20 protein-coding genes are annotated in these 24,738 nt (G+C 67.9%); 8 read left to right on the forward strand and 12 right to left on the reverse strand.

Annotated elements, in window-relative coordinates:
- Nucleotides 1-11 precede the first annotated feature (11 nt).
- The 3 genes from IG08_RS0136010 to IG08_RS0136020 all read left to right on the forward strand — a co-directional run bounded on the left by IG08_RS0136010 (nt 12) and on the right by IG08_RS0136020 (nt 2,779).
- Nucleotides 12-785, forward strand: a complete 774-nt coding sequence (locus IG08_RS0136010; RefSeq protein ID WP_030612680.1) for an IclR family transcriptional regulator — start codon at nt 12-14, stop codon at nt 783-785.
- A gap of 3 nt (nt 786-788) precedes the next feature.
- A complete protein-coding gene (locus tag IG08_RS0136015) occupies nt 789-1,259 on the forward strand; it encodes a GNAT family N-acetyltransferase (protein ID WP_030612683.1) in 471 nt (156 codons plus the stop codon).
- A gap of 65 nt (nt 1,260-1,324) precedes the next feature.
- The gene (locus tag IG08_RS0136020; protein WP_030612686.1) at nt 1,325-2,779 is read left to right on the forward strand and encodes a peptidoglycan D,D-transpeptidase FtsI family protein; all 1,455 of its coding nucleotides are present in this window, start codon (nt 1,325-1,327) and stop codon (nt 2,777-2,779) included.
- Between the two features lie 77 nt (nt 2,780-2,856).
- Here IG08_RS0136020 and IG08_RS0136025 read toward each other — a convergent pair whose 3' ends face one another.
- On the reverse strand, nt 2,857-4,314 hold the full coding sequence (locus IG08_RS0136025) for an NCS2 family permease (RefSeq protein WP_030612689.1): 1,458 nt from the start codon (nt 4,312-4,314) through the stop codon (nt 2,857-2,859).
- A 236-nt stretch (nt 4,315-4,550) separates the two neighbouring features.
- Here IG08_RS0136025 and IG08_RS0136030 point away from each other — a divergent pair, with 236 nt between their 5' ends.
- The 4 genes from IG08_RS0136030 to IG08_RS0136045 all read left to right on the forward strand — a co-directional run bounded on the left by IG08_RS0136030 (nt 4,551) and on the right by IG08_RS0136045 (nt 8,599).
- Complete coding sequence (locus IG08_RS0136030) at nt 4,551-5,117, forward strand: SigE family RNA polymerase sigma factor (RefSeq protein WP_030612693.1); 567 nt, start codon at nt 4,551-4,553, stop codon at nt 5,115-5,117.
- The gene (locus IG08_RS0136035) at nt 5,114-5,971 is read left to right on the forward strand and encodes a hypothetical protein (protein WP_030612696.1); all 858 of its coding nucleotides are present in this window, start codon (nt 5,114-5,116) and stop codon (nt 5,969-5,971) included. Before IG08_RS0136030 ends, IG08_RS0136035 begins: the two co-directional genes overlap by 4 nt.
- A gap of 83 nt (nt 5,972-6,054) precedes the next feature.
- Entirely contained in the window at nt 6,055-6,885 is an 831-nt protein-coding gene (locus IG08_RS0136040) for a pectate lyase (protein ID WP_030612699.1), read from the forward strand.
- Nucleotides 6,886-6,916: 31 nt separating this feature from the next.
- A complete protein-coding gene (locus IG08_RS0136045; protein ID WP_030612701.1) occupies nt 6,917-8,599 on the forward strand; it encodes a rhamnogalacturonan lyase B N-terminal domain-containing protein in 1,683 nt (560 codons plus the stop codon).
- A 147-nt stretch (nt 8,600-8,746) separates the two neighbouring features.
- Here the strand turns inward: IG08_RS0136045 and IG08_RS0136050 are convergent, their stop codons facing one another.
- Complete coding sequence (locus IG08_RS0136050; protein WP_030612704.1) at nt 8,747-9,901, reverse strand: right-handed parallel beta-helix repeat-containing protein; 1,155 nt, start codon at nt 9,899-9,901, stop codon at nt 8,747-8,749.
- A 232-nt stretch (nt 9,902-10,133) separates the two neighbouring features.
- Here IG08_RS0136050 and IG08_RS0136055 point away from each other — a divergent pair, with 232 nt between their 5' ends.
- A complete protein-coding gene (locus IG08_RS0136055) occupies nt 10,134-12,353 on the forward strand; it encodes a glycoside hydrolase family 43 protein (RefSeq protein ID WP_030612707.1) in 2,220 nt (739 codons plus the stop codon).
- Here the strand turns inward: IG08_RS0136055 and IG08_RS0136060 are convergent.
- From IG08_RS0136060 to IG08_RS0136105, 10 genes are all read right to left on the reverse strand, one after another.
- Entirely contained in the window at nt 12,346-13,143 is a 798-nt protein-coding gene (locus IG08_RS0136060) for an HAD family acid phosphatase (RefSeq protein WP_030612710.1), read from the reverse strand. The two genes, IG08_RS0136055 and IG08_RS0136060, sit on opposite strands and share 8 nt — an antisense overlap.
- A gap of 110 nt (nt 13,144-13,253) precedes the next feature.
- A complete protein-coding gene (locus IG08_RS0136065; RefSeq protein ID WP_030612713.1) occupies nt 13,254-14,366 on the reverse strand; it encodes a right-handed parallel beta-helix repeat-containing protein in 1,113 nt (370 codons plus the stop codon).
- Nucleotides 14,367-14,406: 40 nt separating this feature from the next.
- Nucleotides 14,407-15,456: a dienelactone hydrolase family protein gene (locus IG08_RS0136070; RefSeq protein ID WP_030612717.1), complete on the reverse strand. Its 1,050-nt coding sequence runs from the start codon at nt 15,454-15,456 to the stop codon at nt 14,407-14,409.
- Nucleotides 15,443-16,693 carry a pectate lyase family protein gene (locus tag IG08_RS0136075; protein WP_030612720.1) on the reverse strand — a complete coding sequence of 417 codons (1,251 nt, stop codon included), beginning with the start codon at nt 16,691-16,693 and terminating at the stop codon, nt 15,443-15,445. The genes IG08_RS0136070 and IG08_RS0136075 overlap by 14 nt, the downstream gene beginning before the upstream one ends.
- Nucleotides 16,686-17,708: a pectinesterase family protein gene (locus tag IG08_RS0136080; RefSeq protein ID WP_030612723.1), complete on the reverse strand. Its 1,023-nt coding sequence runs from the start codon at nt 17,706-17,708 to the stop codon at nt 16,686-16,688. Before IG08_RS0136080 ends, IG08_RS0136075 begins: the two co-directional genes overlap by 8 nt.
- Before the next feature lies 1 nt (nt 17,709).
- A complete protein-coding gene (locus IG08_RS0136085; protein ID WP_030612725.1) occupies nt 17,710-18,873 on the reverse strand; it encodes a pectinesterase family protein in 1,164 nt (387 codons plus the stop codon).
- 181 nt (nt 18,874-19,054) lie between these two features.
- The gene (locus IG08_RS0136090; protein ID WP_030612728.1) at nt 19,055-20,371 is read right to left on the reverse strand and encodes a pectate lyase family protein; all 1,317 of its coding nucleotides are present in this window, start codon (nt 20,369-20,371) and stop codon (nt 19,055-19,057) included.
- 52 nt (nt 20,372-20,423) lie between these two features.
- The gene (locus IG08_RS0136095) at nt 20,424-21,227 is read right to left on the reverse strand and encodes a rhamnogalacturonan acetylesterase (protein WP_030612731.1); all 804 of its coding nucleotides are present in this window, start codon (nt 21,225-21,227) and stop codon (nt 20,424-20,426) included.
- A 111-nt stretch (nt 21,228-21,338) separates the two neighbouring features.
- Entirely contained in the window at nt 21,339-22,688 is a 1,350-nt protein-coding gene (locus tag IG08_RS0136100) for an ABC transporter substrate-binding protein (protein ID WP_030612734.1), read from the reverse strand.
- Between the two features lie 48 nt (nt 22,689-22,736).
- Nucleotides 22,737-24,716, reverse strand: coding sequence for a pectinesterase family protein (locus IG08_RS0136105; protein ID WP_030612737.1), 1,980 nt, complete (start codon nt 24,714-24,716; stop codon nt 22,737-22,739).
- Between the last annotated feature and the right edge of the window lie 22 nt (nt 24,717-24,738).

A 24,738-nucleotide genomic window follows, 5' to 3' on the forward strand; every position in this document is an offset into this window, starting at 1 on the left:
GGTCTAGGGCGATGTCGGCAGGCGAGACGGGGGGCGGGGCTCAGGTCAAGTCCGCGGTGCGGACGGTTGAGCTGCTCGAATACTTTGCCGGACGCCCCGGTATGCACTCCCTCGCGGCGGTCCAGGAGGCCGTCGGGTACCCCAAGTCCAGCCTGTACATGCTGCTGCGCACGCTCGTGGAGCTGGGCTGGGTGGAGACGGACGCGACGGGCACGCGGTACGGCATCGGGGTGCGGGCGCTGCTCGTCGGCACCTCGTACATCGACGGCGACGAGGTGGTCGCGGCGGCCCGCCCTACGCTGGACCGACTCTCCGACGACACCACGGAGACCATCCACCTGGCGCGTCTGGACGGCACGAACGTCGTCTACCTCGCCACCAGGCAGTCGCAGCACTACCTGCGCCCCTTCACGCGGGTCGGCCGCCGGCTCCCGGCGCACTCCACCTCCCTCGGCAAGGCGCTGCTGAGCACCTACTCCGACGAGCAGGTCCGCAAGATGCTGCCGGAGACCCTCCCCGCGCTCACCGAGCACACGATCACCGACCGGGAGAAGCTCATCGAGGAGCTGCACCAGATCCGGGAGCAGGGCTTCTCCGTGGACCGCGAGGAGAACACGCTGGGGCTGCGCTGCTTCGGCGTGGCGATCCCGTACCGCACGCCGGCCCGTGACGCGATCAGCTGCTCGGTGCCGGTGGCGCGATTGACCCCCGCGCACGAGCAGATGGTGAAGGACGCGCTGTTCGACGCCCGGGACCGGCTGACACTGGCCACCCGTAGGCTCTGAGGCATGCAGATCGCGCTCCGAGAGGTCCACGACAGTGATCTGCCGGTCTTCTTCCGGCAGATGAACGATCCCGAGTCCCTGCGTATGGCCGCGTTCACCCCGAAAGACCCGGCAGACCGGGACACGTTCGACGCCCACTGGAAACGCGTCCGGGCCTCGGACGCCGTACACCGCACGATCCTGGTGGACGGGGACGTGGTGGGCAGCGCGGCGGTCTACGGCGAGCCGGGCGAGCGCGAGGTGACGTACTGGATCGACCGCGCGTACTGGGGGCGGGGCATCGCGACGACCGCGCTGCGGCTCCTGATCGCGGAGGTTCCGGAACGCCCGTTGTACGCGCGTGCGGCGGCGGACAACGCCGGTTCGCGGCGCGTCCTGGAGAAGTGCGGTTTCCGGGTGACCGCCCGGGCCAGCGGGTACGCGAACGCCCGCGGCGAGGAGATCGACGAGGTCGTCCTGACCCTGGACGCATGAACGTACGATGAGAAAACCGGGCGCATGGGAACGATTCGCTTCCCCCTGATCGTCTTCCAAGCGGGATGAACAAGACGATCAGGCGCGCATCGGTCTTCGCGCTGCTCCTGGTGTTCGCTCTGCTGGTGCGGGCGACCTGGGTGCAGTTCTACGACGGCCAGGCACTCGCGGACGACAACGACAACCGACGGAACGCGATCGAGACGTACTCCTCGCCACTCGGGAACATCATCGTGGCCGGAGACGCGATCACCGGTTCCGCACGCACGAAGGACAGCGACCTCAAGTACAAACGCACGTACACGAACGGCGAGCTGTACGCCGCGGTGACGGGCTACGCCTCGCAGGCCTACGCGCCGACCCAGCTGGAGGGCATCTACGCCGACCTGCTGAACGGCACGGACAGCCGGCTGACGAACGTCATGGACACCGTCACCAACCAGCGGGCCGAACCGGGCAACGTGGTGACCACGATCGACCCGGCCGTGCAGAAGGCGGCGTACAACGCGCTCGGCGACACGAAGGGCGCGGCCGTCGCGATCGACCCGACGACCGGCAAGATCCTGGCGGTCGTGTCGACCCCGTCGTACGACCCCTCCTCGCTCACCGACGCCAACACCGCCGGGACGGCCTGGAAGAAGCTGACCAAGGACTCGGACAAGCCGCTGACCAACCGCGCGCTGCGCCAGCCGGTCGCACCGGGCTCGACGTTCAAGCTGGTCGTGGCGGCAGCCGCGCTGGAGGACGGCCTGTACTCGTCGGTGGACGAGAAGACCGACAGTCCGGATCCGTACACACTGCCGGGCACGACGACCGTGCTGAAGAACGAGAACTCGTCCGCGCCCTGCGAGAACGCCACGATCCGCACCGCGCTGCAGTACTCCTGCAACAACGTCTTCGCGAAGATGGCCTCGGATCTCGGGCAGGACAAGCTCAGGGCGATGGCCGAGAAGTTCGGCTTCAACAACAAGACGCAGGACGTGCCCGTGCGGGCCTACGAGAGCGTCTACCCCTCCGACATGGACAAGTCGTCGACCGCCCTGACCGGCATCGGCCAGTTCGACGTCACGGCCACCCCGCTCCAGATGGCCATGGTGTCCGCGGCCATAGCCAACGGCGGCAAGCTGGTCTCGCCGCACATGGTGTCGACGATCACCGACAGCGGTGGTGACGTCCTCAAGAACTACGACGACGAGGCGGACACCACGGAGATCGTCAGCTCCTCCACCGCCGAGCAACTGCAGTCGGCGATGCAGACGGTCGTCGAGGAGGGCACCGGCACGAATGCTCGAATCGACGGTGTGACAGTGGGCGGCAAGACAGGTACCGCCCAGCACGGCGAGAACAACAGCGAGACGCCGTACGCCTGGTTCACGTCGTACGGCAAGTCGGACTCGACCGGCAAGGAGGTCGCCGTCGCGGTCCTCGTCGAGCAGTCGGACGCGGCCCGGTCGGAGGTCAGCGGCAACGGGCTGGCGGCGCCGGTCGCGAAGGCCATGATGCAGGCCGCGCTGAAGTGAACTGAGCCCCGTCCCCACACCGAAGGGCCGTCCTCTCACCCCTGGAGGACGGCCCTTCACCCGTGCAGGTCAGTGCGTCACTTCACGCCGAGGATCTGCTCGATCGGGTTGATCGCGAAGTAGATCAGGAACATCACCGAGGTGCCCCACAACAGCCAGTGGATCTCCTTGGCCTTGCCGAGGACCGTCTTGATCACGACGTAGGCGAGGAAGCCCGCGCCGATGCCGTTGGTGATCGAGTAGGTGAACGGCATGACGGCGATGGTCAGGAACGCCGGGATCGCGATCTCGTACTTGTCCCAGTCGATGTGCTTGACCTGGGTCATCATCAGGAAGCCGACGGCGACCAGGGCCGGGGCGGCCGCCTGGAGCGGGACGATGGTGAGCAGCGGGGTCAGGAACAGGGCGAGCGCGAACAGGCCGCCGGTGATCAGGTTCGAGAAGCCCGTCCGCGAGCCCTCGCCGACGCCCGCCGCCGACTCGATGTAGGAGGTGGCGGAGGAGGACGAGGCCGCGCCGCCCGCGACCGCCGCCGCACCGTCGATGAGCAGGACCCGGCCGAGGTTGGGCACCTTGCCCTCCTCGTCCAGCAGGCCGGCCTCGGCGCTGATGCCGACGACCGTGCCCATGGTGTCGAAGAAGTCGGACAGGATCAGCGTGAAGATCAGCAGGACGACGGTGACGACGCCGACCCCGGCCGCGTCGAAGGCGCCGAACAGGCTGAAGTGACCGATCAGCCCGAAGTCGGGGGTGTCGACCAGCTTGTCGGGCCACGCGGGCGTGGTCAGGCCCCAGGCCTTGATGTCGGCGATCGAGTTGATGATCATCGCGACGATCGTCATGGTCACGATGCTGATCAGGATGGCGCCCTTGACCTTGCGGGCGAGCAGTCCGATGGTCAGCAGCACGCCGAGACAGAAGACGAGAATCGGCCACCCGGTGAGGGTGCCGGTGGCGCCGAGCTGGACCGGGACCGTGGTGCTCGCGATGTCCGGAATGCGGCTGACGAAGCCGGCGTCGACGAAGCCGATGAAGGCGATGAACAGGCCGATGCCGACACTGATCGCCTGCTTGAGCGCCTGCGGGATGGCGTGCATGACGGCCTCGCGCAGGCCGGTCACCACCAGGACGCAGATCAGCAGGCCTTCGAGGACGACCAGGCCCATCGCGTCGTCCCAGCTCATCAGCGGGGCGATCTGGAAGGCGACGACTGCATTCAGTCCGAGGCCGGCGGCGAGGGCGAGGGGCAGATTGCCGCCGACGCCCATGATGATCGTCATGACCGCTGCCACCAGGGCGGTGGCGGTGGTCAGTTGGACCGCGTCGAGCTGGTGGCCGAACTTGTCCTTCGCGCTGCCGAGGATGATCGGATTCAGGACAAGGATGTAGGCCATCGTGAAGAAGGTGGCGAAGCCGCCGCGTATCTCACGGGCGAAGGAGGACCCTCGCTCGGAGATCTTGAAGAACCGGTCGACGCTGTTCGCCCCCGGTGGCGGGGCACTCGCCCGGTCGGCCACCTTCTGGGTCTCGGACATGGTTGTTGCTCCTTGTTGCCTGAATGATCTGTGTGCGGATGCTGGCTGGATTGTTCCCGCGTTGAACGCTCTTCAGGTTTTCTCCGTGTTACGGAATCGGGGGTCGGCCCGTCAGACTCCGTTCGATGCCCTGTACGAATCAAGCAGTTGATCACTGCTACGCTTCCGGATCTCGTCCGGATCACCTCCGGATGATCACGTGTCATTCACATGACAGGCACAAGGAGGTCTCGCCCGTGGGCACAGTCGTCGACGACGCCGCCTCCGTGGAGTTTCACGCCTTCTTCGAGCGCCACTATGCCGAACTGTCGCGCCTCGCCCACCTGTTGACGGGCGAGTCGGACGCCGCGGACGATCTGGCGGCGGACGCGCTGCTGGCGCTCTGGCACCGCTGGGACCGGGTGCGCGCGGCCGACCACCCGGCGGCGTACGCCCGCGGGGTCGTCGCCAACCTGGCCCGCACCCGGATCCGCAGCGCGGTCCGCGAACGGCGGCGTATCGCCCTGTTCTGGTCGCAGCGCGAGGAGAAGACCGAGAACCCGGACGTGGCGGGCGTGGTCGACGTCCAGGAGGCGCTGCGCAGACTGCCGTTCCGCAAGAGAGCCTGCGTGGTACTGCGGCACGCGTTCGATCTCTCGGAGAAGGACACCGCTCTCGCCCTCGGGGTAACTGTCGGTACGGTTAAGAGCCAGACCTCGAAGGGAATGGCCGAGCTGCAGCGGCTGCTCGGAACGCAGGAAGCTCCGCTGAAGGTGCACGCCGCGATGGCACGCACCTCCGAAGCCGGAGGAAGGAACCGATGACCATGCCGCGGGACGTGCACGACGAGCTGCGCACCCGGCTGCACGAGGCGGCCGGGGAGCACGAGCCCGACCGCGCGCGCATCCTGGCCCGCGTCGAGCGCGGCATGATCGAGCAGACCCGCGCCGATCACCGGGCGACCCGTCCGCCGGTGTTCGGCTGGGTGCGGGTGGTGAGCGCCACCGCCGCGGTCGCCTGTGTGCTGGGCGTCGGCGGTTACGCGGTGGCGTCCGCCGTGAAGGACGAGAACCCGGCGCAGGGGACGGTCGCGTCCACGGGGACGCCCACTCCGTCGCCGGACGCGACGAGCCGCGCGCCCGTCCCGCCGGTGGATCCGACGCCGAGCAGCACTCCGCAGGAGACCCGCGAGTCCAGCAAGTCCCCCTCGCCGACGGCAAGTTCCTCCGCCCAGCCGCCCGCCGCCAAGGGCAACGAGGACGGCCCCCTGTGGTCGGACGGCTCGGTCGACCCGCACAGCAACGACTTCTGGGCGCAGAGCAACCTGACCTTCAAGACGTCCGAACAACTCACCGCGCTCACCGTCCAGTTGAAGATCGCGCAGACCGGCGGCATCACCAGCGCCGGCGCCTGGCGCTCGCTGCCCGAGGACGACTTCACGCTGACGGTCGGCGAGCAGGACGGCTTCCTCGTCTACACCTGGGTGCTCAAGGAGGGCCGTACGGTCCCGAAGGGCGAGTGGGTGTTCGCGGGCCAGTACAACCATGAGCGCGGCGGCCGGGACGCGAAGGACGACGCCTACCTCGCGTCGGCCACGGCCGGGTCCGAACAGCTCGCCGTGAAGGGCGACTTCGCGGCCCAGGACGACAACGAGGCGACGGACGAAGGGGATTCGTAAAGAATCTCGTCAGGCTCGGCAACCCTTTCCTCACGAGTGGCGACCAGGAAGCGCAAGGTTCCTCTCCCACGCAAGGAATGGGCATGACTGCACCAGCTGAACAGCTCGTCCGCCACCGCCGCCGGCCCTCGAAGCGCCGGGCGGTGATCGCCGGAGTCTCGGCCCTCGGCATCACGGGTGCAGCCATCGTCACGTCGACGATGCTCTCCTCCGCGGGCGCGGCCGCCTCCTGGCCGACTGCGAACGGCAGCAAGGCCGTGTCGTCGACGATCAAGGTGTCCGGCACCTACGACGGCAAGCTCACGAAGTTCTACGGCTCCGGCGACCTCGGCGGCGACAGCCAGGACGAGGGCCAGGACCCGATCTTCGAGCTCGCCGACGGCGCGACCCTCAAGAACGTGATCATCGGCACCCCGGCCGCGGACGGCGTCCACTGCACGGGCAGCTGCACCCTGCAGAACGTGTGGTGGCTCGACGTCGGCGAGGACGCCGCGAGCTTCAAGGGCAAGTCCTCCTCGGCCGTGTACACGGTCTACGGCGGCGGCGCGAAGAACGCCTCGGACAAGGTCCTGCAGTTCAACGGCGCCGGAAGGCTCGTCGTCACCAAGTTCCAGGTCGAGAACTTCGGCAAGCTGGTGCGCAGTTGCGGCAACTGCAAGACGCAGTACAAGCGCACGATCATCATCAACGACGTGGACATCACCGCGCCCGGCAAGTCGATCGTCGGCGTCAACTCCAACTACGGCGACACGGCCGCGCTGCGCAAGATCCGCATCCACGGCGACAGCAGCAAGAAGATCAAGACGTGCACCCGCTTCAAGGGCAACAACACGGGCGCGGAGCCGACGGAGATCGGCACCGGGGCCGACGGAACCTCGTGCAACTTCTCGTCCTCTGACATCTCGTACGAGTGAGTGAACCTTCAAGCATGACGGAGCCATCCCCTTGAGCACGCACAAGAGACACCTCACGCGCCGACGGGTGCTCGGGGCCTCCGCGATCGGCGTCGCCGCCACCGGCGCCGCCGTCGCGGGCGGCACCGGCCTCCTCACGTCCGCGTCCGCCGCGACCTTCGGATACAAGGACGACGGCACGAACTACGTCATCGACACCGGGGCCTCACTCGTCTTCAAGGTCTCCAAGTCGACCGGCGACATCACGTCCCTCGCCTACAAGGGCAAGGAGTACGAGGGCTACGGCGGCAAGCACTCGCACGTCGAATCGGGTCTCGGCGCCTCGACGGTCACGATCAAGCAGTCGGGCTCGACGGTCCTCGTGAAGGTCGTACACGGCGCGATCACCCAGTGGTACGCGGCCCGCAGCGGCCAGAACAACGTCTACGTCTGGACGAACAAGGCGGACGCCTCCTTCACGGCGACCCGCTACATCGTCCGCCTCAAGCCCGGGATCTTCCCGAACGAGGGATCGGACACCTGGATCGAGGCCTCCGACTCGGTGATCGAGGCCGGGGACGTGTGGAAGCGGTCGGACGGCACGACCCACTCGAAGCACTACTCGGGCAAGCGGGTCATCGACTACGACCACGTCGGCTTCACGACCGGCTCGGTGGGTCTGTGGGTCGTCCGCTCCAACCACGAGAAGGCCTCCGGCGGCCCGTTCTACCGCTCGCTGCTGCGCCACTCGAACGAGGGCGGCGCCGCGCTGTACGAGATCCTGCACTACAACCAGGCCCAGACGGAGGCGCAACGCTTCGGCCTCCAGGGCCCGTACGTGCTCGCCTTCACCGACGGCGGTACGCCCTCGTCCTCCCTCTTCCACGCCAACCTCGACACCTCCTGGGTGGACGGGCTCGGCATCACCGGCTGGGTCGGCGCGGCCGGCCGCGGCAAGGTGGCGGGCGTCGGCCTGAAGGGCATGGACGCCAAGTACGCGTACACGGTGGGCTTCGCCAACGCGGACGCGCAGTACTGGGCGAAGGCCGCGGCCGGCACGGGTGCGTTCTCCTGCAAGGGGATGCTGCCGGGGACGTACACGCTGACCGTCTTCAAGGGCGAACTCGCCGTGCACACCGCCTCGGTGAAGGTGACGGCGGGGAGTACGACGTCCCTGCACAGCCTCACCATCACGGGCGACCCGTCCACTGCTTCGACCCTCTGGCGGCTCGGCGACTGGGACGGCACGCCCGGCGGCTTCAAGAACGCCCAGCTGATGACGTACGCGCATCCCTCCGACGCCCGCGCGACGAAGTGGACCGGCAACGTCACCATCGGCAGCGGCAGCGAGGCCGCCTCCTTCCCGGCGTACGTCTGGAAGGACGTCAACGACGGCGTCCTCGTCTACTTCAAGCTGACCGCGGCGCAGGCGGCTGCCGCGCACACGCTGCGGGTCGGAGTCACGGACGCGTTCCTCAACGGCCGTCCGCGGGTATCCATCAATGACTGGGTTTCGGCCATCCCCTCGGCTCCCACCCAGCCCAACACCCGCTCTCTCACCACGGGTTCGTACCGGGGGAACAACCACACGTTCACTTTCAACGTCCCTTCCAGTGCATGGAAGACGGACACCTCGCAGTACAACATCCTGAAGCTCAACATCGTCAGTGGTTCGACCGGCTCGGCCTACCTCAGCCCGGGCACGTCGTTCGACTGCATCGATCTGCTGGCCTGAGCCCCCCTCAGCCAGCGGCGCCGGTCAGAGCCCCCCTCGGCCGGCACACGAACGCCCCGTCGGTGACGACCGACGGGGCGTTCGCTTACCAGGGGCGCGGGGAACTGCGCGACCAGCCACAGCCGGCCGGCAGCCCGCAAACCACAGTCAGTTCATGGTGGAACCGATAGTCGTAGAACCGGTGGTCAAGAACGTCGTCGACGGCAACGCCCCGCCCGACTGCCGAGAGGCATACGCCGTGGCGGCGTCCGTGGACTTGAAGGAGGGCGCGGAAACACCACTGTCCCAGTTGTTCGCCGCCGACACCGTCGACGAACCCAGCTTCGACAGCCCGCCCTTGTTGCTCACCGCCAGGTTCCGCGCCAGCCGAGCCTTGCCCGTGGCGAAGTAGAACCCCGCCTCCGCGTTGGCGTAGGCCGTGTTGCGGTTGAGGACGATCGCGCCCGGGTTGGAGTTCTCGGTGAACCCGTTCAGCGTGTTGTCCCACGCCGCGTTGTTGTTGACGACATGCGCGACCGTGACACCCCCGCCGCCCAGCTTGAACCCGTTGCCGTTGCCCTCGAAGGCCGAATCGCTCCAGCGGTTCTTGCCGTTGCCGAAGGCCCAGGTGTGCTCGATGGTGACCGGCGAGGAGAACTGCCAGAGGTCGAGGCCGTCGTCGGAGTTGTTGTACAGGCGGGCACCCGTGATCTTGTTGCCGGTGCCGGAGCCGAACTTCACCGCGATGCCGTCGGCGTTCTGGCCGTGCCCGGCGGGGTCGTAGTTGCCGTAACTGTCCAGGTTCTGCACGAGGTTGTTCGTCGTGCCGTCGCCGCGCAGCGTGAACCCGGAGTCGCCGTTGTTCGCGGTGACGAGGTTCTTGAAGATGCCGCCGACCGAGGACGTGACGACGAATCCCTGGGCCGGGGAGCTCTGGAAAGTGATGTTCTGAACGGTCCAGTAATCACCGTAGATCCCGGCCAGCCAGGAGCCGGCGGCAAGCTTGGACCCGTCGATCTTCACCTTCTCGCTGCCGTACGCCTGCAGCGTGATCCGCGCCGAACTGGTGCCGTTCGCCGTGGACTTGAGGGTGGCGGCCGGGGTGTAGGTGCCGGCGCGGACCTGGATCGTGGTGCCGGCGGTGGCGTTCTTGACGGCCGACTCGAGCTGGGCGGTGGTGGACACGGTGACGGTCGTCGAGGCTGCCTGGGCGCCGCCGTTCGACAGGCCGAGGTAGACGCCGCCCGCCCCCGCGGCGACGGCGACGGCCGCGGCGATGGAGAGGGTGCGGGTCCGGCGGTGGCGTCCGGTGCTGAGCAGCACGGAGCTTCCTTTCCTAGGCGATGGGGACGAAGCGGGCCGGAGGGGCCGCCCCGGCCCGCTTCTGACATCTGGTCGCCGCCATGGTCAGAAAAGGTTGCCGTGCCACGAGAGAACAACCGAAACTTTCGATCCCCCCGCGCCCCAGCCGCACCGATTGACGCGCTGGCCTCGTCCGATGACACTCCGAGGACCCCACCTCAACAGAAACCCCCACACCCCAACAGGATGTGTCATGCGACGCCGCAGACGCCGTACCGCCCGCACGCTCCTGGTCCCGTTCCTCGCCCTCCTCCTGAGCCTGCTGGCCGCACCGACCGCCCCCGCACAATCCGGAGCACCACCCGTGAACCAGTCCCAGTACGCCGGCTACCTCTTCGCCTACTTCACCGGCGAGGGCACCGCCGACGGCGAGCAGATCCGCTACGCCCTCAGCCGCGGCAACGACCCGCTGCACTGGCGCGAGCTCAACCAGGGCAAGCCGGTCCTCACGTCCACCATCGGGGAGAAAGGGCTGCGGGATCCGTTCGTGATCCGCTCCCCCGAGGGCGACAAGTTCTATCTGATCGCCACCGACCTCAGGATGTACCAGAACAGCAGCGGCAGCTGGGACGACGTCCAGCGGCACGGCAGCAAGTCGATCATGATCTGGGAGTCCACCGACCTGGTCCACTGGACCGACCAGCGCCTGGTGAAGGTGTCCCCGGACACCGCGGGCAACACCTGGGCGCCGGAGGCCTACTGGGACGACTCGCTCGGCGAGTACGTCGTCTTCTGGGCGTCGAAGCTGTACGCCGACGACGATCCCGACCACACGGGCTCGACGTACAACAAGATGCTGTACGCGACCACGAAGGACTTCCGCACCTTCAGCGAGCCGAAGGTCTGGGACGACCCGGGGTACTCCGTCATCGACTCAACTGTCGTGAAGTACAAGGACACTTACTACCGCTACACCAAGGACGAGCGCGACCCGTCCTCCAGCTCGCCCTGCTCGAAGTTCATCACCGGCGAGAAGTCGACGAGCCTCACCGACACCTCGTACGACTTCGTCTCCGACTGCATCGGCAGCGGCTCGATCGACCGCGGCGAGGGGCCGACGGTCTTCAAGTCGAACACCGAGAAGAAGTGGTACCTGTTCATCGACGAGTACGGCGGCCGCGGCTACGTCCCCTTCGAGACCACCGACCTCGACTCCGGCAAGTGGACGATGTCCACGAACTACCAGCTGCCGGCGAGCCCGCGGCACGGCACCGTGATGCCGGTGACGCAGGCGGAGTACGACCGACTCCTCGCCGCGTACCCGTCGACCCCCACCTCGGTCGTGGACGCCACGGCGAAGGGCCAGAAGGGCTACGCCATCGCCACCGAGGCCGCGTCGAAGGTCGTGCTGCCGATGCAGCCCGGCGCGGATCTGCGCGACCTCGCTCCGAAGCTCTGGGTGGGTGAAGGGGCCCAGCTGAGCCCCAGGTCCGGTACCCGGCGCGACTTCCGCAAGCCGCAGACGTACACCGTGACGGCTGCGGACGGCACGAGACGGACCTGGACCGTCGAAGCGGTACGGACCGGGAGTCCGACCCTCCCCGGCCTCAACGCCGACCCGGACGTGCACTATCTGAACGGCGAGTACTGGATCTATCCGACGACGGACGGCTTCCAGGGCTGGGGCGGCACGCAGTTCAAGGCCTACTCGTCGAAGGACCTGGTCCACTGGACGGACCACGGCGTCATCCTGGACCTCGGTCCGGACGTGAGCTGGGCCGACAAGTACGCGTGGGCGCCGGCGATCGCCGAGCGCGACGGCAAGTACTACTTCTACTTCTGTGCCGAGCAGCAGATCGGCGTGGCGGTGGCCGACTCCCCCGCCGGCCCCTTCAAGGACGCGCTGGGCAAGCCGCTGGTCGCCAAGGGCGGTTCGCTGCAAGGCCAGATGATCGACCCGGCGGTGTTCACGGACGACGACGGCCAGGCATATCTGTACTGGGGCAACGGCCACGGGTACGTCGTACCGCTGAACGACGACATGACGTCGTACGACGCGAGCAAGGTGCGGGACATCACGCCCGACAACTTCCGCGAGGGATCCTTCGTGATCAAGCGGAACGGCACGTACTACTTCATGTGGTCCGAGGACGACACCCGCAGCGAGAACTACCACGTCGCCTACGCGACGGGACCGTCCCCGCTCGGCCCGTGGACCAAGAAGGGGACGATCCTGTCCAAGCGTCCCGAGTACGGCATCCTCGGCACCGGCCACCACTCCGTGGTGAACACGCCCGGGACCGACGACTGGTACATCGTCTATCACCGGTTCGCCCTGAACGGGCCGGGGAGGCCGGGCGGGGACGGCATGCACCGGGAGACCACGATCGACCGCCTGGAGTTCGGGGCGGACGGGTCCATCGAGCCGGTGGTGCCGACCCTGGAGTCGGTGAAACCAGTGCGTTCTAGCTGACGAAGTACGTCGGGTTCGGCAGCTTGTACGTCTTGTCCGCGTACCCGCCCTCGAGGTCCGAGTACTGGTCGCCGAAGTTGGCGATGACCTCGTAGCCGAGGTCCTCCTCGATGTGCTTGCGGGTGCCGGACTTGTACTGCACGGTCGTGCAGTTCCAGGTGCCGGCCGTGGCGCAGGCGCTCAGGTAGGACGGTGGGTTCGCCTTGTCCTTGAGGAACACGTGGTCGGCGTCGAGGTTCACATCGGCGCCGATCTTCTTCAGGTTCTCGACGGCGGCGGAACGCTGCGCCTCGCTGAGACCCGAGTTGTAGAAGACCTCGACGCCTTTCTTCTCGGCGTACTGCACGAGCTCGGGGCTGCCGAAGACGGCCGGGCGGTCGGCCTTGTTCACGTAGTCGGCCCAAGTGGTCGAGTTGTACGTGTAGTTGTAGCGCTTCTCGTAGTCGAGGCTGAGGAGCAGCGTGTCGTCGATGTCGAAGACGACCGCGGGCTTCTCGCCCTTGTGGACCGCCTTGCGGCTTGCCTGGTCGATGTACTTCCTCGCGGCCTTGTCGATGGCCGCCAGGTCCTTGGCGTAGGGGCTGTCGGAGGACGCCTGGTAGACACCGTTCGCGTCGAGCGTGGTGCCGTAGTAGGTGTCGATGTCCTTGACCAGGAGCCCGATGTTGTAGGGCTCGTGCGTGGAGTTCGCCGTGGACTGACCGGCCGTGGCCGCGCCGGCGCCGTACAGGGCGGCACCGGCGACAGCACAGGCGGTGGCGACGGCTGCGATACGCAGTGGCTTATGCATGACAGGAGTTCTACGCGCGTCACCCCGGTGGGCGCGAGACCCGTTGCCTGATCGAGACCTCCTGCACAGGCAAAAATCGGGTCAAGCGCCCTGACGGGCGTACGGGTTGGTCAGTTCATCGTCGCGCCGATGGTCGAGCTGCCCGTCGTCAGGAACGTCGTCGCGGGCAGGGTGCCGCTCGAACTGCGGGCGTTGTACGTCGTCGACGCGTCCGTCGAGACGAAGGACGGGGTGCTGATGCCGCTGTCCCAGTTGTTGCCGGCCGAGGTGACCGAGGAGCCCTTGTTCACCGAACCGCTGCCGTTGCTGACGGCGAGGTTCTTGCCGAGCTTCGCGGAGCTGGTGGCGAAGTAGTAGCCCCACTTGCTGTTGGCGTAGGCGGTGGTGCGGTTGATGACGATCGCGCCGGTGTTGGAGTTCTCGGTGAAGCCGTTGCCGGCGTTGCCCCAGGCGGCCGAGTTGTTGATGACGTGCGCGACCACCTCACCGTCGCCGCCCAGCTTGTAGCCGTTGCCGTCGCCCGCGAAGGACGAGTCGGACCAGCGGTTGACGCCGTTGCCCATGGCCCAGGTGTGCTCGACGGTGACCGGCGAGGAGAAGGACCAGAAGTCGAGGCCGTCGTCCGAGTTGTTGTAGAGGCGCGCCCCGGTGATCAGATTCCCGCTGCCGGAGCCGTACTTCACGGCGATGCCGTCGGCGTTCTCGCCGTGGTTGGCGGCGTCGTAGTGGCCGTAGGAGTCGATGTTCCTGACCGTGTTGTTGACCGTGCCGTCGCCGGTGAGCGTGAAGCCGGAGTCGCCGCCGTTGATGGTCTTGATGTTGTTCCAGACCGTCCCGGTGCAGGACTGGCAGACGACCGCGCTGTCCGGGGAGTTCTGGAAGGTGATGTTGGAGACGTTCCAGTAGTCGGCGGTCAGCTTGAAGATCCAGTCGCCGTCGGGCAGCGAGGACCCGTCGATCTTCACGGTCTCCGAGCCGTACGCGGTGAGCTGGACGGGCGAGGACGAGGTGCCGTTGGCCGTGGACTGGAGGGTGGCCGTCGGGTAGTAGGTGCCGCCGCGGACCTGGATGACGGTGCCGGCGGTGGCGCTGGAGAGGGCACTGCTCAGCTCGGCCGAGGTGTCGACGACGACGGTCGCGGCCTGGGCCTGGGTGGGGAGGACGGCGAGGCAGGTGCCGAACGCGAGGGCGGTTGCGGCGGTGAGAGCGGTACGACGAGACATGGAGTGCGGGTCCTTTCGTCGTTCTTGGGGGGATGGGGATTCACAGGACGGAGTCGAGCCAGTCGATGACCTCGTCCTGCATCGGCTGCGTGAAGACATGGCCGAGCCCCGGCCAGATCTCGGTACGGAGCCGCTCCTCGGCGTGGCGGGAGGACCAGACGGCACGCAGCTTGGCGTAGGCCGTCTCGATGCCCTCGGCGGTGAACAGCGGATCCTGTGCGCCGTCGAGGAAGTACATCGGCCTGGGGGCGGCGATGGCCGCCACGTCGGGGAAGTCGAGGAACCGGGGAAGTCCCGGGTGGAGCATGTAGTACGACGACTGCCCGCGCAGGGTGTTGTTGCCGGGCACCATCATTTCCTTCAGCCCGGTCATCCAGCACACGGCGGCGGTGGCCGCGATGTCGTCGCTCAGCGCGGCGGTCTGCCAGGCACGGTAGGCGCCCATGGAGAACCCGACGGCCGCGATCCGGCGCACGCGGTTCAGGCCGGCCAGGAAGCCGGCGGCGCGGGCGTCCTCGCGGGCCATGAGTCCGGCGAGCGAGGAGCCGAGGTTGTAGAAGTTGCTTGCCAGGGCCTGCTGTTGCTCGTAGGCGATCGGACCGCGATCCCCCCAGCCCGGAGCGTCCAGGCACAGCACGACATGTCCGCGCCGGGCCAGTTCGTCGCCCACGAACCGTCCGCTGAAGTACTTGTCGGCCCACGCCTGGGCGGAGGCGAGGCGTGTGACGTCGTACCAGGGGCGGACGAGTTTCTCCTTGCCGATGTCGAACTTGGCCCCGTGGTCGTGGAAGAGGAGCACGGCGGGGAAGGGGCCGGGGCCGTGCGGGGTGAGGAGGACACCTCGCACGCGCTCGTGACGGGTCAGGGAGAGGGTCACCAACTCCTGTGTGTAGGAGTCGGTCCGGGACGGTACGCCGTACTCCGGCGCGTACGGTGTCTCGTCCTGCCGCTCCATCAGGAGGTGTTCCTCGACCTTGGCCCGGGCCATGAGCCGCCAGTCACGGAAGTCCCGGACAGGCGAAGTGCCCCAGGCCAGGGGGAAGGTGAGCTCCTTCTTCAGCGCCGGGTACAGGGTGTCAGGCGTGCCCATAGGGCCTCCCCGGGCCGGCGTGAGTCAGGACGTGGTGCTCGACGGCCGACCGGGAGGTGAGCGCCCGGTACGCGTAGGCCTCTGCCGGGTCCCAGCCGACGTCGTCGATCAGGCCGTTCGCCAGCTCGTTCAGCCGGGCCGGACGGCCGTTGAACCAGGAGCCGGTGTCGTGGAAGCGGTCGCCGCCATAGTCCGCGACGGCGATCGACGGCTCACCGCCCGGATAGCCGAACACGTTGCGCTCGGAGAAGATCGCGGACTCCAGACCCACGCCCAGGGCGTAGAGAGGAGTCCGGCCGCGGTAGACGTTGTTGACGACGTGCACCTGTCCGAAGCGGACGCGGGGCCCGCGCTGCACGATGTCGGTGAACAGGTTCCGGACGAAGGTCACCTTGAGGTGGCCGCGGTCGCGGTCGCCGCGCCCGTCACCCGACCCGATGAGGAGTGCCTTGTCGTGGTCGGTGAACCGGCTGTCGGAGACCGTGATGAAGTCGGAGCCGTCCTCGATGTCGAGCAGCCCGTCGTGCCGTTGGACGTGCTCGCCGCGAAAGCCGAGGGGTGCCTCGCGGTCCGGGAAGCGGCCGTCGGTGAAGGTGCAGTGGTCGACCCAGATGTTCTTGCCGGTGATGACGGTCATCGCGTCGAAGCGGGCGTTCCAGTTGCCCTGCGTCCCGTCGTCCGGCGACCAGCTGGTGAAGTGGTCGACCGGGGCTTCGAGTTGAAGGTTCCGCACGACGATGTTCGTGCCGGTGTTGACCGTCAGGAAGACACCGAGGAGCCGGGCGTCGTCGCCGACCCCGACGAGCGTGGTGTTGCTCGGCACGGTCAGCTGGATCTGTGCCTTCTCCTTGTTCGACCCGGTCTGCCGGAGCTGGCGCTGCTGCTTGCAGTAGTCGTAGCGGGTGTCGGACCAGGTGGTGCCGTCCTCGCCGAAGCAGGACATGTACCGGGCGAGGTCGTAGCCGGGCGCGTAGTCCTGCTCGTCGAGCAGTGAACCGTCGGCCGCCTCATGGCCGTTGATGGCGCCGACGACCCGGATCACCTTGGGTGCGGTGGGGTCTCCTTCGTTTGTCAGGGCCTCCTTGAGCTCGGCGCGGGTGTGCACCGTCCAGGTGGTGCCGCCCGCCCCGCCGGTGGTGCCGGTGGCCCAGCCGACGGGGCCGCGCTCGGCGGCGGAGGCGTCCGGGGCCCACAGCAGGCAGACACCGGCGAGAAGGGCGGCGGCAGCCCTACGCACGGGGTCGCCAGTCGCCGAGGTACGTCTTCTCGGTGTGCAGTTCCGCCTCTTCCGCGGTCAGCTGCGGCCGGTTCTCCGGCACCGAAATCACCGCGCCCGGGCCGGAGTTGGCGTACTCCCGGAACCGCATGGTCTGCCAGGGGTAGGCCTCCCGCATGTTGGTGTAGGGCGCTACCGGGTCGATGCCGGGCCCGATCCGGGTGTCCCGCACGACGAGGGACGGCCAGGCGGTCGTCTCGTACGACGGGACCCACGGCCGCGCCAGCTTGTACGCCGCGTCCTCCGCACCGGAGGTGATGAGGGAGCGGACGGCGAGGATGCCGTACGGGTTGGCACGGGCGGTGGACGGGGCGAAGACCATGCCCTTGGGCGTGAAGGTGACGTCCCGTTGCAGCGTGTGGAAGTGGCACTCCTCGAAGACGGCCGTCGCCCGCCCGAAGACGAAGTCGACGTCGCCCTCGATGTAGCAGCGGTGGAAGTACTGCCGGTCGAAGGCGGTGAGCGCGGTCGTCTCGACGAAGAGGGTGTCCTGGTGGGCCAGCAGACGGACGTTCTCGAAGTGGGTGCGGTCGCCGTACGGGTACGCCGCGACCGCCTGCGTGCCGGTGAAGTCGGGGTGGTCGGCGCGCAGCCAGTCGTTGGCGAGGGTGAGGTCGCGGACGGTCAGACCGGGGGCCGCCGAGGTGAAGGTGGCGGAGCCGGCGGTGCCGTACGTGGTGCCGTCGGGCTTCTGGGTGCCGTTGGCGTTGTTGTAGACGATCACGGCGTCGCGCGGGTCGCGGGACGCGCCTCGCACGGTCAACTCGGCCTTGTCGGCAGGGATGTTGACGACCTCGCGGTACGTCCCCGGGTGCACGACGATCGTCCAGCCGGGCCCGGTCACCGCGTCCACGGCCGCTTGGACGGAGTCGCCGGGGCGGACGTGCAGGACGTGGCGGACCCCGGTCGCGAAGGCAGGTGTGGTCCCTGCGGCTACCAGGCCCATCCCCGCTGCGAGAAGGGTGCGTCGGCGCATGTCAGCACGTCTCCTTCCACGGCTGCCAGCCACCGAGGTAGGCCTCGCGGGTCGCCGACTCGGCCTGTTCGTCGGTGAGTTGGGGCCGGTTCTCGGGGACGGTGATCTCGGCGCCGGGGCCGCTGTTGCGGTACTCGGCGAACCGCTGGCTCTGCCACGGGAAGGCGTCCGACATGTTGGTGTAGGGCGCGACCGCGTCGATGCCGGAGCCGAGGACGGTGTCCCGGACGGTGAGCGAGGGGCGGGCGGTGGTGTCGGAGCTGGGGACCCAGGGGCGGGCCAACTTGTAGTAGGCGTCCGGGGCTTCGCTGGAGACCCGGCCCTTCGTCACCAGGTAGCCGAGCGGGTTGGCACCGGCCGTCGAGGGGGCGAAGACGAAACCGTACGGGGACGCTGCCAGGTCGGTGCGGTTCAGCGTGCGGAAGTGGCAGTGCTCGTACACGGCGGTCGCCCGCCCGAAGACGAAGTCGACGTCGCCCTCGACATAGCAGTGCGAGAAGTACTGGCGGGCGAGGACGGTCAGGGCGAAGGAGTCGGCGTACAGGGTGTCCTGGTGGCCGAGGAAGCGGCAGTGGTGGAAGGCCGAGCGGTCGCCCTGGACCTTGATGGCGACGGCCTGGGTGCCGCTGATGCCGGGGTGGTCGGCGCGCAGCCAGTCGTTGGCGAAGGTGATCCAGCGGGCGGTGAAGCCGTCGGCGCGGATCAGGGTGGTGGCCGACCCGGTGGTGCCGTAGGTGCCCGAGCCGTCGGGCTTCTGGGTGCCGGCCGCGTTGTCGTAGACGATGACGACGTCACGGGGGTCCTCGCTCGCCCCGATCCAGGTCATCTCGGTGGCGGCCTCGGTACGCTGCCCGGTCGCCGGGTCGACGACTCCGGCGCTCACCGTCTCGCGGTAGACGCCGGGGGCGATGACGAGGGTGTGTCCGGCGGTGGTGGCGGCGGTCACCGCGGCCTGGACGGTGCTGAAGTCACCACGGCCGGCCTGATCGACGTACCGGGTCTTCGGGGTCAGGCGTGCGGCCGGCGACCCGAAGCGGCCGAACGGGCGCGGCCGGGAGGCGGCCCGCGCAGGGACCGGCGCGAGGGCGAGGGCGGCGGCCGCGCCGGTGCCCGCCAGCAGGAAACCCCTTCTAGACAGGGGGAGTTGGGCGTGGGGCGAGGGCATGCGGGTGCTCCTTGGATTTGCGGCTCTGAATGTGTGTAGGTGGTACCTCGCCGTGGGGGGTGATGGGGGGCCGGGGCGCAGCCCCGCCCCCCAGGGGCGCGGGGCTGTATCGATTTGCGGCTACCGCCGCGCGGGCGCGACCAGCCACGACGGCGCCGCAGACGACCGACGGCGCAAACGGTTAGCTCAAACGACCCGAACCGGCACAGTGATCGACGATCCCCGGAACCGCCTTCGCCGGATCGACCTTGGTCCGCAAAGTCGGCGTCCAACCGGCCCCGGACTCCAAAGCCTCCGCAGGAATCTCCGCGTTGTGCACGGCGATCAGGTCGACGGCCTCGCCGTTGACGTAGTTGTCGGCGGCGGTGAGCGGCGACACGTTCCACCGCTTGAGCACCTTCGCCGCGCTGACCCCCTCCGGCAGCGTGAACGCGTTGTGCTCGGCGACGAGTTGGGACTCCTTGCCGATGCCGAAGCTGTAGGCGTAGTCGTCGTTGGCGACGAAGTGGTTGTTGTACGAGTCGACCTGCCCGAACCGCACCCGCGGCGCCCGCTCGACGAGGTCCGAGAACAGGTTGTGGTGGAAGGTCACCTTCAGGTGCCCCCGGTCGCCCGCGGCCGTGGACTCGCTGTCGCTGTTGCCGATCAGGATCGTCTTGTCGTGGTCGGCGAAGACGTTCCAGGAGGCGGTGACGTAGTCGGCGCCCCGGACGATGTCCAGCTCACCGTCGTGCTGCTGGTAGAGCATGCCGAAGTAGGTGGGCGCCGCGCTGTCCGGGTGGGCCCCGTCGGTGAAGGTGTTGTGGTCCAGCCAGACATGAGTGGAGCCGTAGACGACGGCGGTGTCGTACTCGGAGTTCCAGTTGCCGTTGTCGCCGTCGGTGGGGTCCCACTGCGGGAAGCAGTCGACGGGGCTCTCGAAGGCGAGGTTGCGGACGATGACGTTGTCGACGGCCTTGATCTGGAGGCTGGCGCCCTTGAAGCCGGCGTCCTTGCCGATGCCGATGATCGTGGTGTTGGCCGGGACGGTCGCCTTGATGGCCTTGTCCTGGTTGGCGGCGGAGGTGCGGCGCAGCCCCTCGGGGCTGTCGTCGGGCTCGGCGCTCAGATCGGTGTCGAGCCCCCAGGCCTCCGGCGAGTACTTGGCCAGGTAGGCGTCGAAGTCGTACCCGTCCGCGGCGAAGGCGTCACACCCTTCCGACACGGCGTCGATCGTCCCCTTGACCTTGATGATCTTCGGCGCGCTGCCGCCGTCGGCGAGGGCGGCCTTGAACTCGGCCCAGGTGGTGACGGTGTAGACGTGGTCCGCGTCGGCCGCGGCACCACCGGTGGTCCCCGTCCCGTACGAGGCCCAGCCGTCGTTCGCGGCGAGGGTCTGCCGGGCCGGGTCACGGGGCTTGGCGGCCTGGGCGGTGGTGCCGGTGACGGTCAGCGCGAGGGCGGTGCAGCCGACCACGGCGACACTTGTGGCATGCCCATGCCATTTCTTTGTGTTCATTGTGCGGCTCTCTTTTCGGCGTATCGGCGTTTCGGCGGAGGGTGCGGGGTGGTCAGGCGGTGGCCGGCGGCCAGGTGATCCAGGACTCGGGGATCTCGGCGTCGAGCCGGCGCACGTCCTGCGGCGCCAGCACCCGGCGGCGCAGCAGTTCCCCGGCGACCAGCCGGGCCACGGCGATGGCACCCGGCGGGTTGAAGTGCGTGTTGTCCTGCTCGGTGGCGGTCCAGTTGAAGTACGTCTTCGTCTCCTCGACCCCGAGCTTCTGCCACAGCGCGAGCGACAGGGCCTGGATGTCGAGCAGCGCCACGCGCTCCTCCTCGGCGAGCGCGCGCATCGCCGCCGGATAGTCGCCGTGGGTCGGCACGGCGTTGCCGTCCGCGTCGAACTTCCTGCGCTCGACGGAGGTGGCGAGCACGGGCCGCGCGCCGCGAGCCCGGGCCCCATCGATGTAGAGCCGCAGGTAGTCCTGGTACGTCGTCCACGGCTCGGTGTAGCGCGTCGGGTCGGCGCTCTTCTCGTCGTTGTGCGCGAACTGGATCAGCAGGAAGTCGCCCGGCTGAATCGCCCCGAGGATGACATCGAGCCGCCCCTCGTCGACGAAGCTCTTCGAACTCCGCCCGTTCACCGCATGGTTGGCGACCGGCCGGTCCTTGTGCAGAAAGAAGGGAAACGCCATGCCCCACCCGGTCTCGGGGGCGGCGTCGGCGTATTTCTGGGCAGCGGTGGAGTCGCCGGCGATGTAGAGGGTGCGGGGCTTGCTCTTGGAAGGGGCGGCCTGCGCAACCCCGTTAACCGCGAAGGCGAGAGGAACAGCACCAAAGGCCGCGGCGGTGACCTGTCTGCGGGTAAGTGACACGACGATGTGCCTTTCAACAGGGGCCAATTGGAGAAACCAGGGGGCGCGGGGAACTGCGCGACCAGCCACAACCGGACCCGCAGTCCCCCACAACCGAAACCACCCGAGCTCTTAGCTCTTCTGTTCGTCCCACTCCGCCTGCGCAGCATTCAGCTGCTCGGCAACCGTGTCCAGGAAATCCTTCGCACTCATGTCCCCGAGCAGCACCTTCTGGAAGTTCGGCTCGTTGTCGGCCTTGGAAATGGTGTTCCAGTCCGGCAGGTAGTACGGCAGCTGAACAATCGACGTAGAACCGTCGGTCAGCGCAGCCGCAGCCAACTTCGTCGGCTCGGCCTCCGAGATCCAGGAGTCCTGCGCGGCCTCGTTGTTCGCGGGCACCTGCCCCGCCGACTTGTTGAACTTCGAGTTCTCCGCGTGCGAGGTGGCGAACTCGATGAACTTCCAGGCGGCGTCCTTGTTCTTGGAGCTCTTGAACAGCCCGAGCCCGTCAACGGGGTTGGACACCTGGACCCGCTTGCCGGAGGAGCCGACCGGCTGCGGGATGCCGCGGAACTTGTCCGTACCGAACGCCTTCACGTGGTCCTGGTAGGAGCCCAGGTTGTGGTTCAGCATGCCGATCGTGCCGGAGTCCCACTGGGCGACCATCTTGGTGAAGTCGTTGTTGAGGTCGGCGGCGGGAGTGTCCTTCTTGTACAGCGCCGCGTACTTCTCCAGCGCCTCGACGTTCTTCGCGTCGTTGACCGTGGTCTTCTTGCCGCTGGCGTCCCAGAAGGACGTGATGCCGGACTGCCCGTACATCGCGTCCAGCGCCTGGGCGATGGAACCGGCGCCACCGCGGATGGTGTAACCGAACTCGTTCTTCTTGGAGTCGGTGAGCTTGTCCGCGGCCTCGTAGAACTTGTCCCAGGTCGTCGGCTCGTCCAGGCCCGCCTTCTTGAACAGGTCGGTGCGGTAGTAGAGGACACCGTTGTTGGCGGAGGTCGGAATGGAGTACAGCGTGTCGTCACGGCCGCCGGCCGCCTTCAGCGACTCGACCATGTCCTCGTTGAGCTTGCCGTTGAGGGAGGACTTGGTGAGGCGGTCGTCCAGCGGCTCCAGCGCGTTCTGGGCGGAGATGCCCGCGATCATGGCCGCGCCGACACCGCCGACGTCCGGCAGGCCGCCGCCCTGGATGGCGGTGTCGACCTTGGACTGGTACTCGGTGGAGGCGATGCCGACGTACTCGACGCTGATGTCCGGGTTCGCCTTCTCGAAGTCGGCGATGATCTCCTTCCAGACGTCGGTGCGGACACCGCCGTTGTTGTCCCAGAAGACGATCTTGCCCTTGCCGCTGCCCTCTTCGCCCTTGTCGCCACCGGCGCCGCTGCCGTCGTCACCGCAGGCGGTGGCGGTCAGGGCGAGTACGGAGCCCAGGGCGACGGCCACGGCGGCACGCCTGCTTCTGCGGATGCTGATCTTCATTGGTCGGCTCTCTCTTCTGGATCCAACTGAGATATGAAGTTGTGGGGGTCAGTGGCGTGCATTCGGCGCCCAGCCGTCGCTGCCTCGCAGGTAGTCGGCGACGGTGTGGGCGCGGGCGTCCTCGTCGCTCATCTGCGGCCGGTCGGCCGTGACGGCCGCACCCGGCCCGGAGTTCCGGTACTCCGCGAACCGCGCGTCCTTCCACGAGAAGCCGCTCATGTCGGTCCACGGCGAGGCCTTGATCGCGGCGGGCAGCTCGGTGTCGCGGATCAACACCTGGGCGATCGCGGCGGGTTCACCGCCGGGGTGCCAGGGCCGCCCCAGGTGAAAGCTCCCCGCCGGCGCGTCGCTCACGATCTTGGAACCGGTGATCAGGAACCCGTACGGGTTGCCCGTCCAGGTCGAAGCGGCCGTGATGTAGCCGTTGTTGGTGTCCGAGCCCCGGCTCAGCGCACGGATCACGGACCGCTCGACGACGGTGGTCGCCCGTCCGTAGAGGAAGTCGACATCGCCCTCGATGTAGGAGTCGCGGATGTAGACCCGGCTGATGACGTCCAGCTTGGGGCTGTCGGTCATCAGGGTGTCCTGGTTGCCGAGGAAGGCGGTGTCCTCGAAGACGATCCGGTCGCCGGTCGTCTTCATCGCGAGGGCCTGCTCGCCGTTCAGCTCGACCGCGGCCTCGTCGAAGTCGTTGCTGAAGGTGAGGTGGCGGGCGGTGACGTCGTTCGCGGCGATCCGGACCGTCGCGCTTCCCGTCGAACCGCCGTACGCGGCAGGCGTGTCGTGGACGATGACGGTGTCGGACCGATCGCGTCCAGTGCCCTGCAGCACGATGTTCGGCTTGGTCGCGGGGATGTGGACCTTCGCGCGATACGTCCCCGGGGCCACCGCGATCGTCACCGGAACAGCGTTCCCGTCGGGCACGGCGTCCACGGCGGCCTGCACGGTCGGGTAGTCACCCGGGACGTGCAGGGTCACCCCGATCCGCTTCTGCGGCCCGGAGAACCGCTCGACCAACGCCGGTACGGCGGCGGCCGGATCCAGCCGATACGGGTAGAACTCCCGCGGATCGAAGGCGGCACCCCACTCGTCGGTACGCCCGCTGATGTTCTTCAGAATCGACCCGCGCTGCACCAACTCCGCGGTGGCGTCGGCCTGATAGGGATGCTGGACCCCGTCGTAGTAACTGTTCTCGATGACCATCCTGGTCTTGCCGCGCGACCAGTTCCCGTACGTCCACACCGGGTCCCCGTCGGCCACCTGCGCCGAGAGGTAGTTGTTGTAGAGGTGGGCGTAGGCGCAGTTGTCCGCTGAGGGATTGCGCTGCTTCGTGCCCGTGAACCAGTTGTGGTCGATGGTGATCTGCGTCAGCACATTGGTCGTCCAGCCGATCCCGAACGCCTTGTTGTGGTTCGTGAACTGGTTGTAGGAGACGGTGATGTACTGGCTGTCCTTGCGGATGTCGAGCAGCCCGTCGCCCATGTGCGTGAAGCGGTTGTGGTCGATCCAGACGTGGTCGACGGTGTCCATCTGGATGGCGTCGAAGTCGGTGGTCTTGCCGTCCCAGTCGCCCTCGACGTACGAGTCGCGGATCGTCAGGTTGCGGATGATGACGTTGCTCGTACCGGGGTTGAGGTGCAGCTCGCCGTGGACGATCTCGCCGGTGTCGCCGACGCCGATGACCGTCTTGTTCGAGGTCACGACGATGTCCGAGCCGAAGGGTTCGACGGCTATCGCCCCCGACACCCGGATGACGTACGGCTCTTCGGCGGCGGCGTACTTCGCCAGCGACGCCTGGTCGGTGACCGTCACGACCTTGCCGCCGGCCCCGCCGGTGGTGCCACCGGCGAGGGAGGCGAAACCGTGCGGCTGGTCGTCGAAGCGGTCCACGGAGGCCGGCGTCTGAACACCGGCCTTCGCCTCCCCGACCGCCCCGAGGCTCAGCGCGGCCACGAGACCGAGCACGGCGGCCACGACTTTGCCGAGCCCCGGTCTCTGCAAGCGCTTGCTATGAAGGTGCTGCGTCATTGCGGCTCCCAACAGGCATACG

The organism is Streptomyces fulvoviolaceus (assembly GCF_000718165.1).
Lineage (GTDB): Bacteria > Actinomycetota > Actinomycetes > Streptomycetales > Streptomycetaceae > Streptomyces > Streptomyces fulvoviolaceus.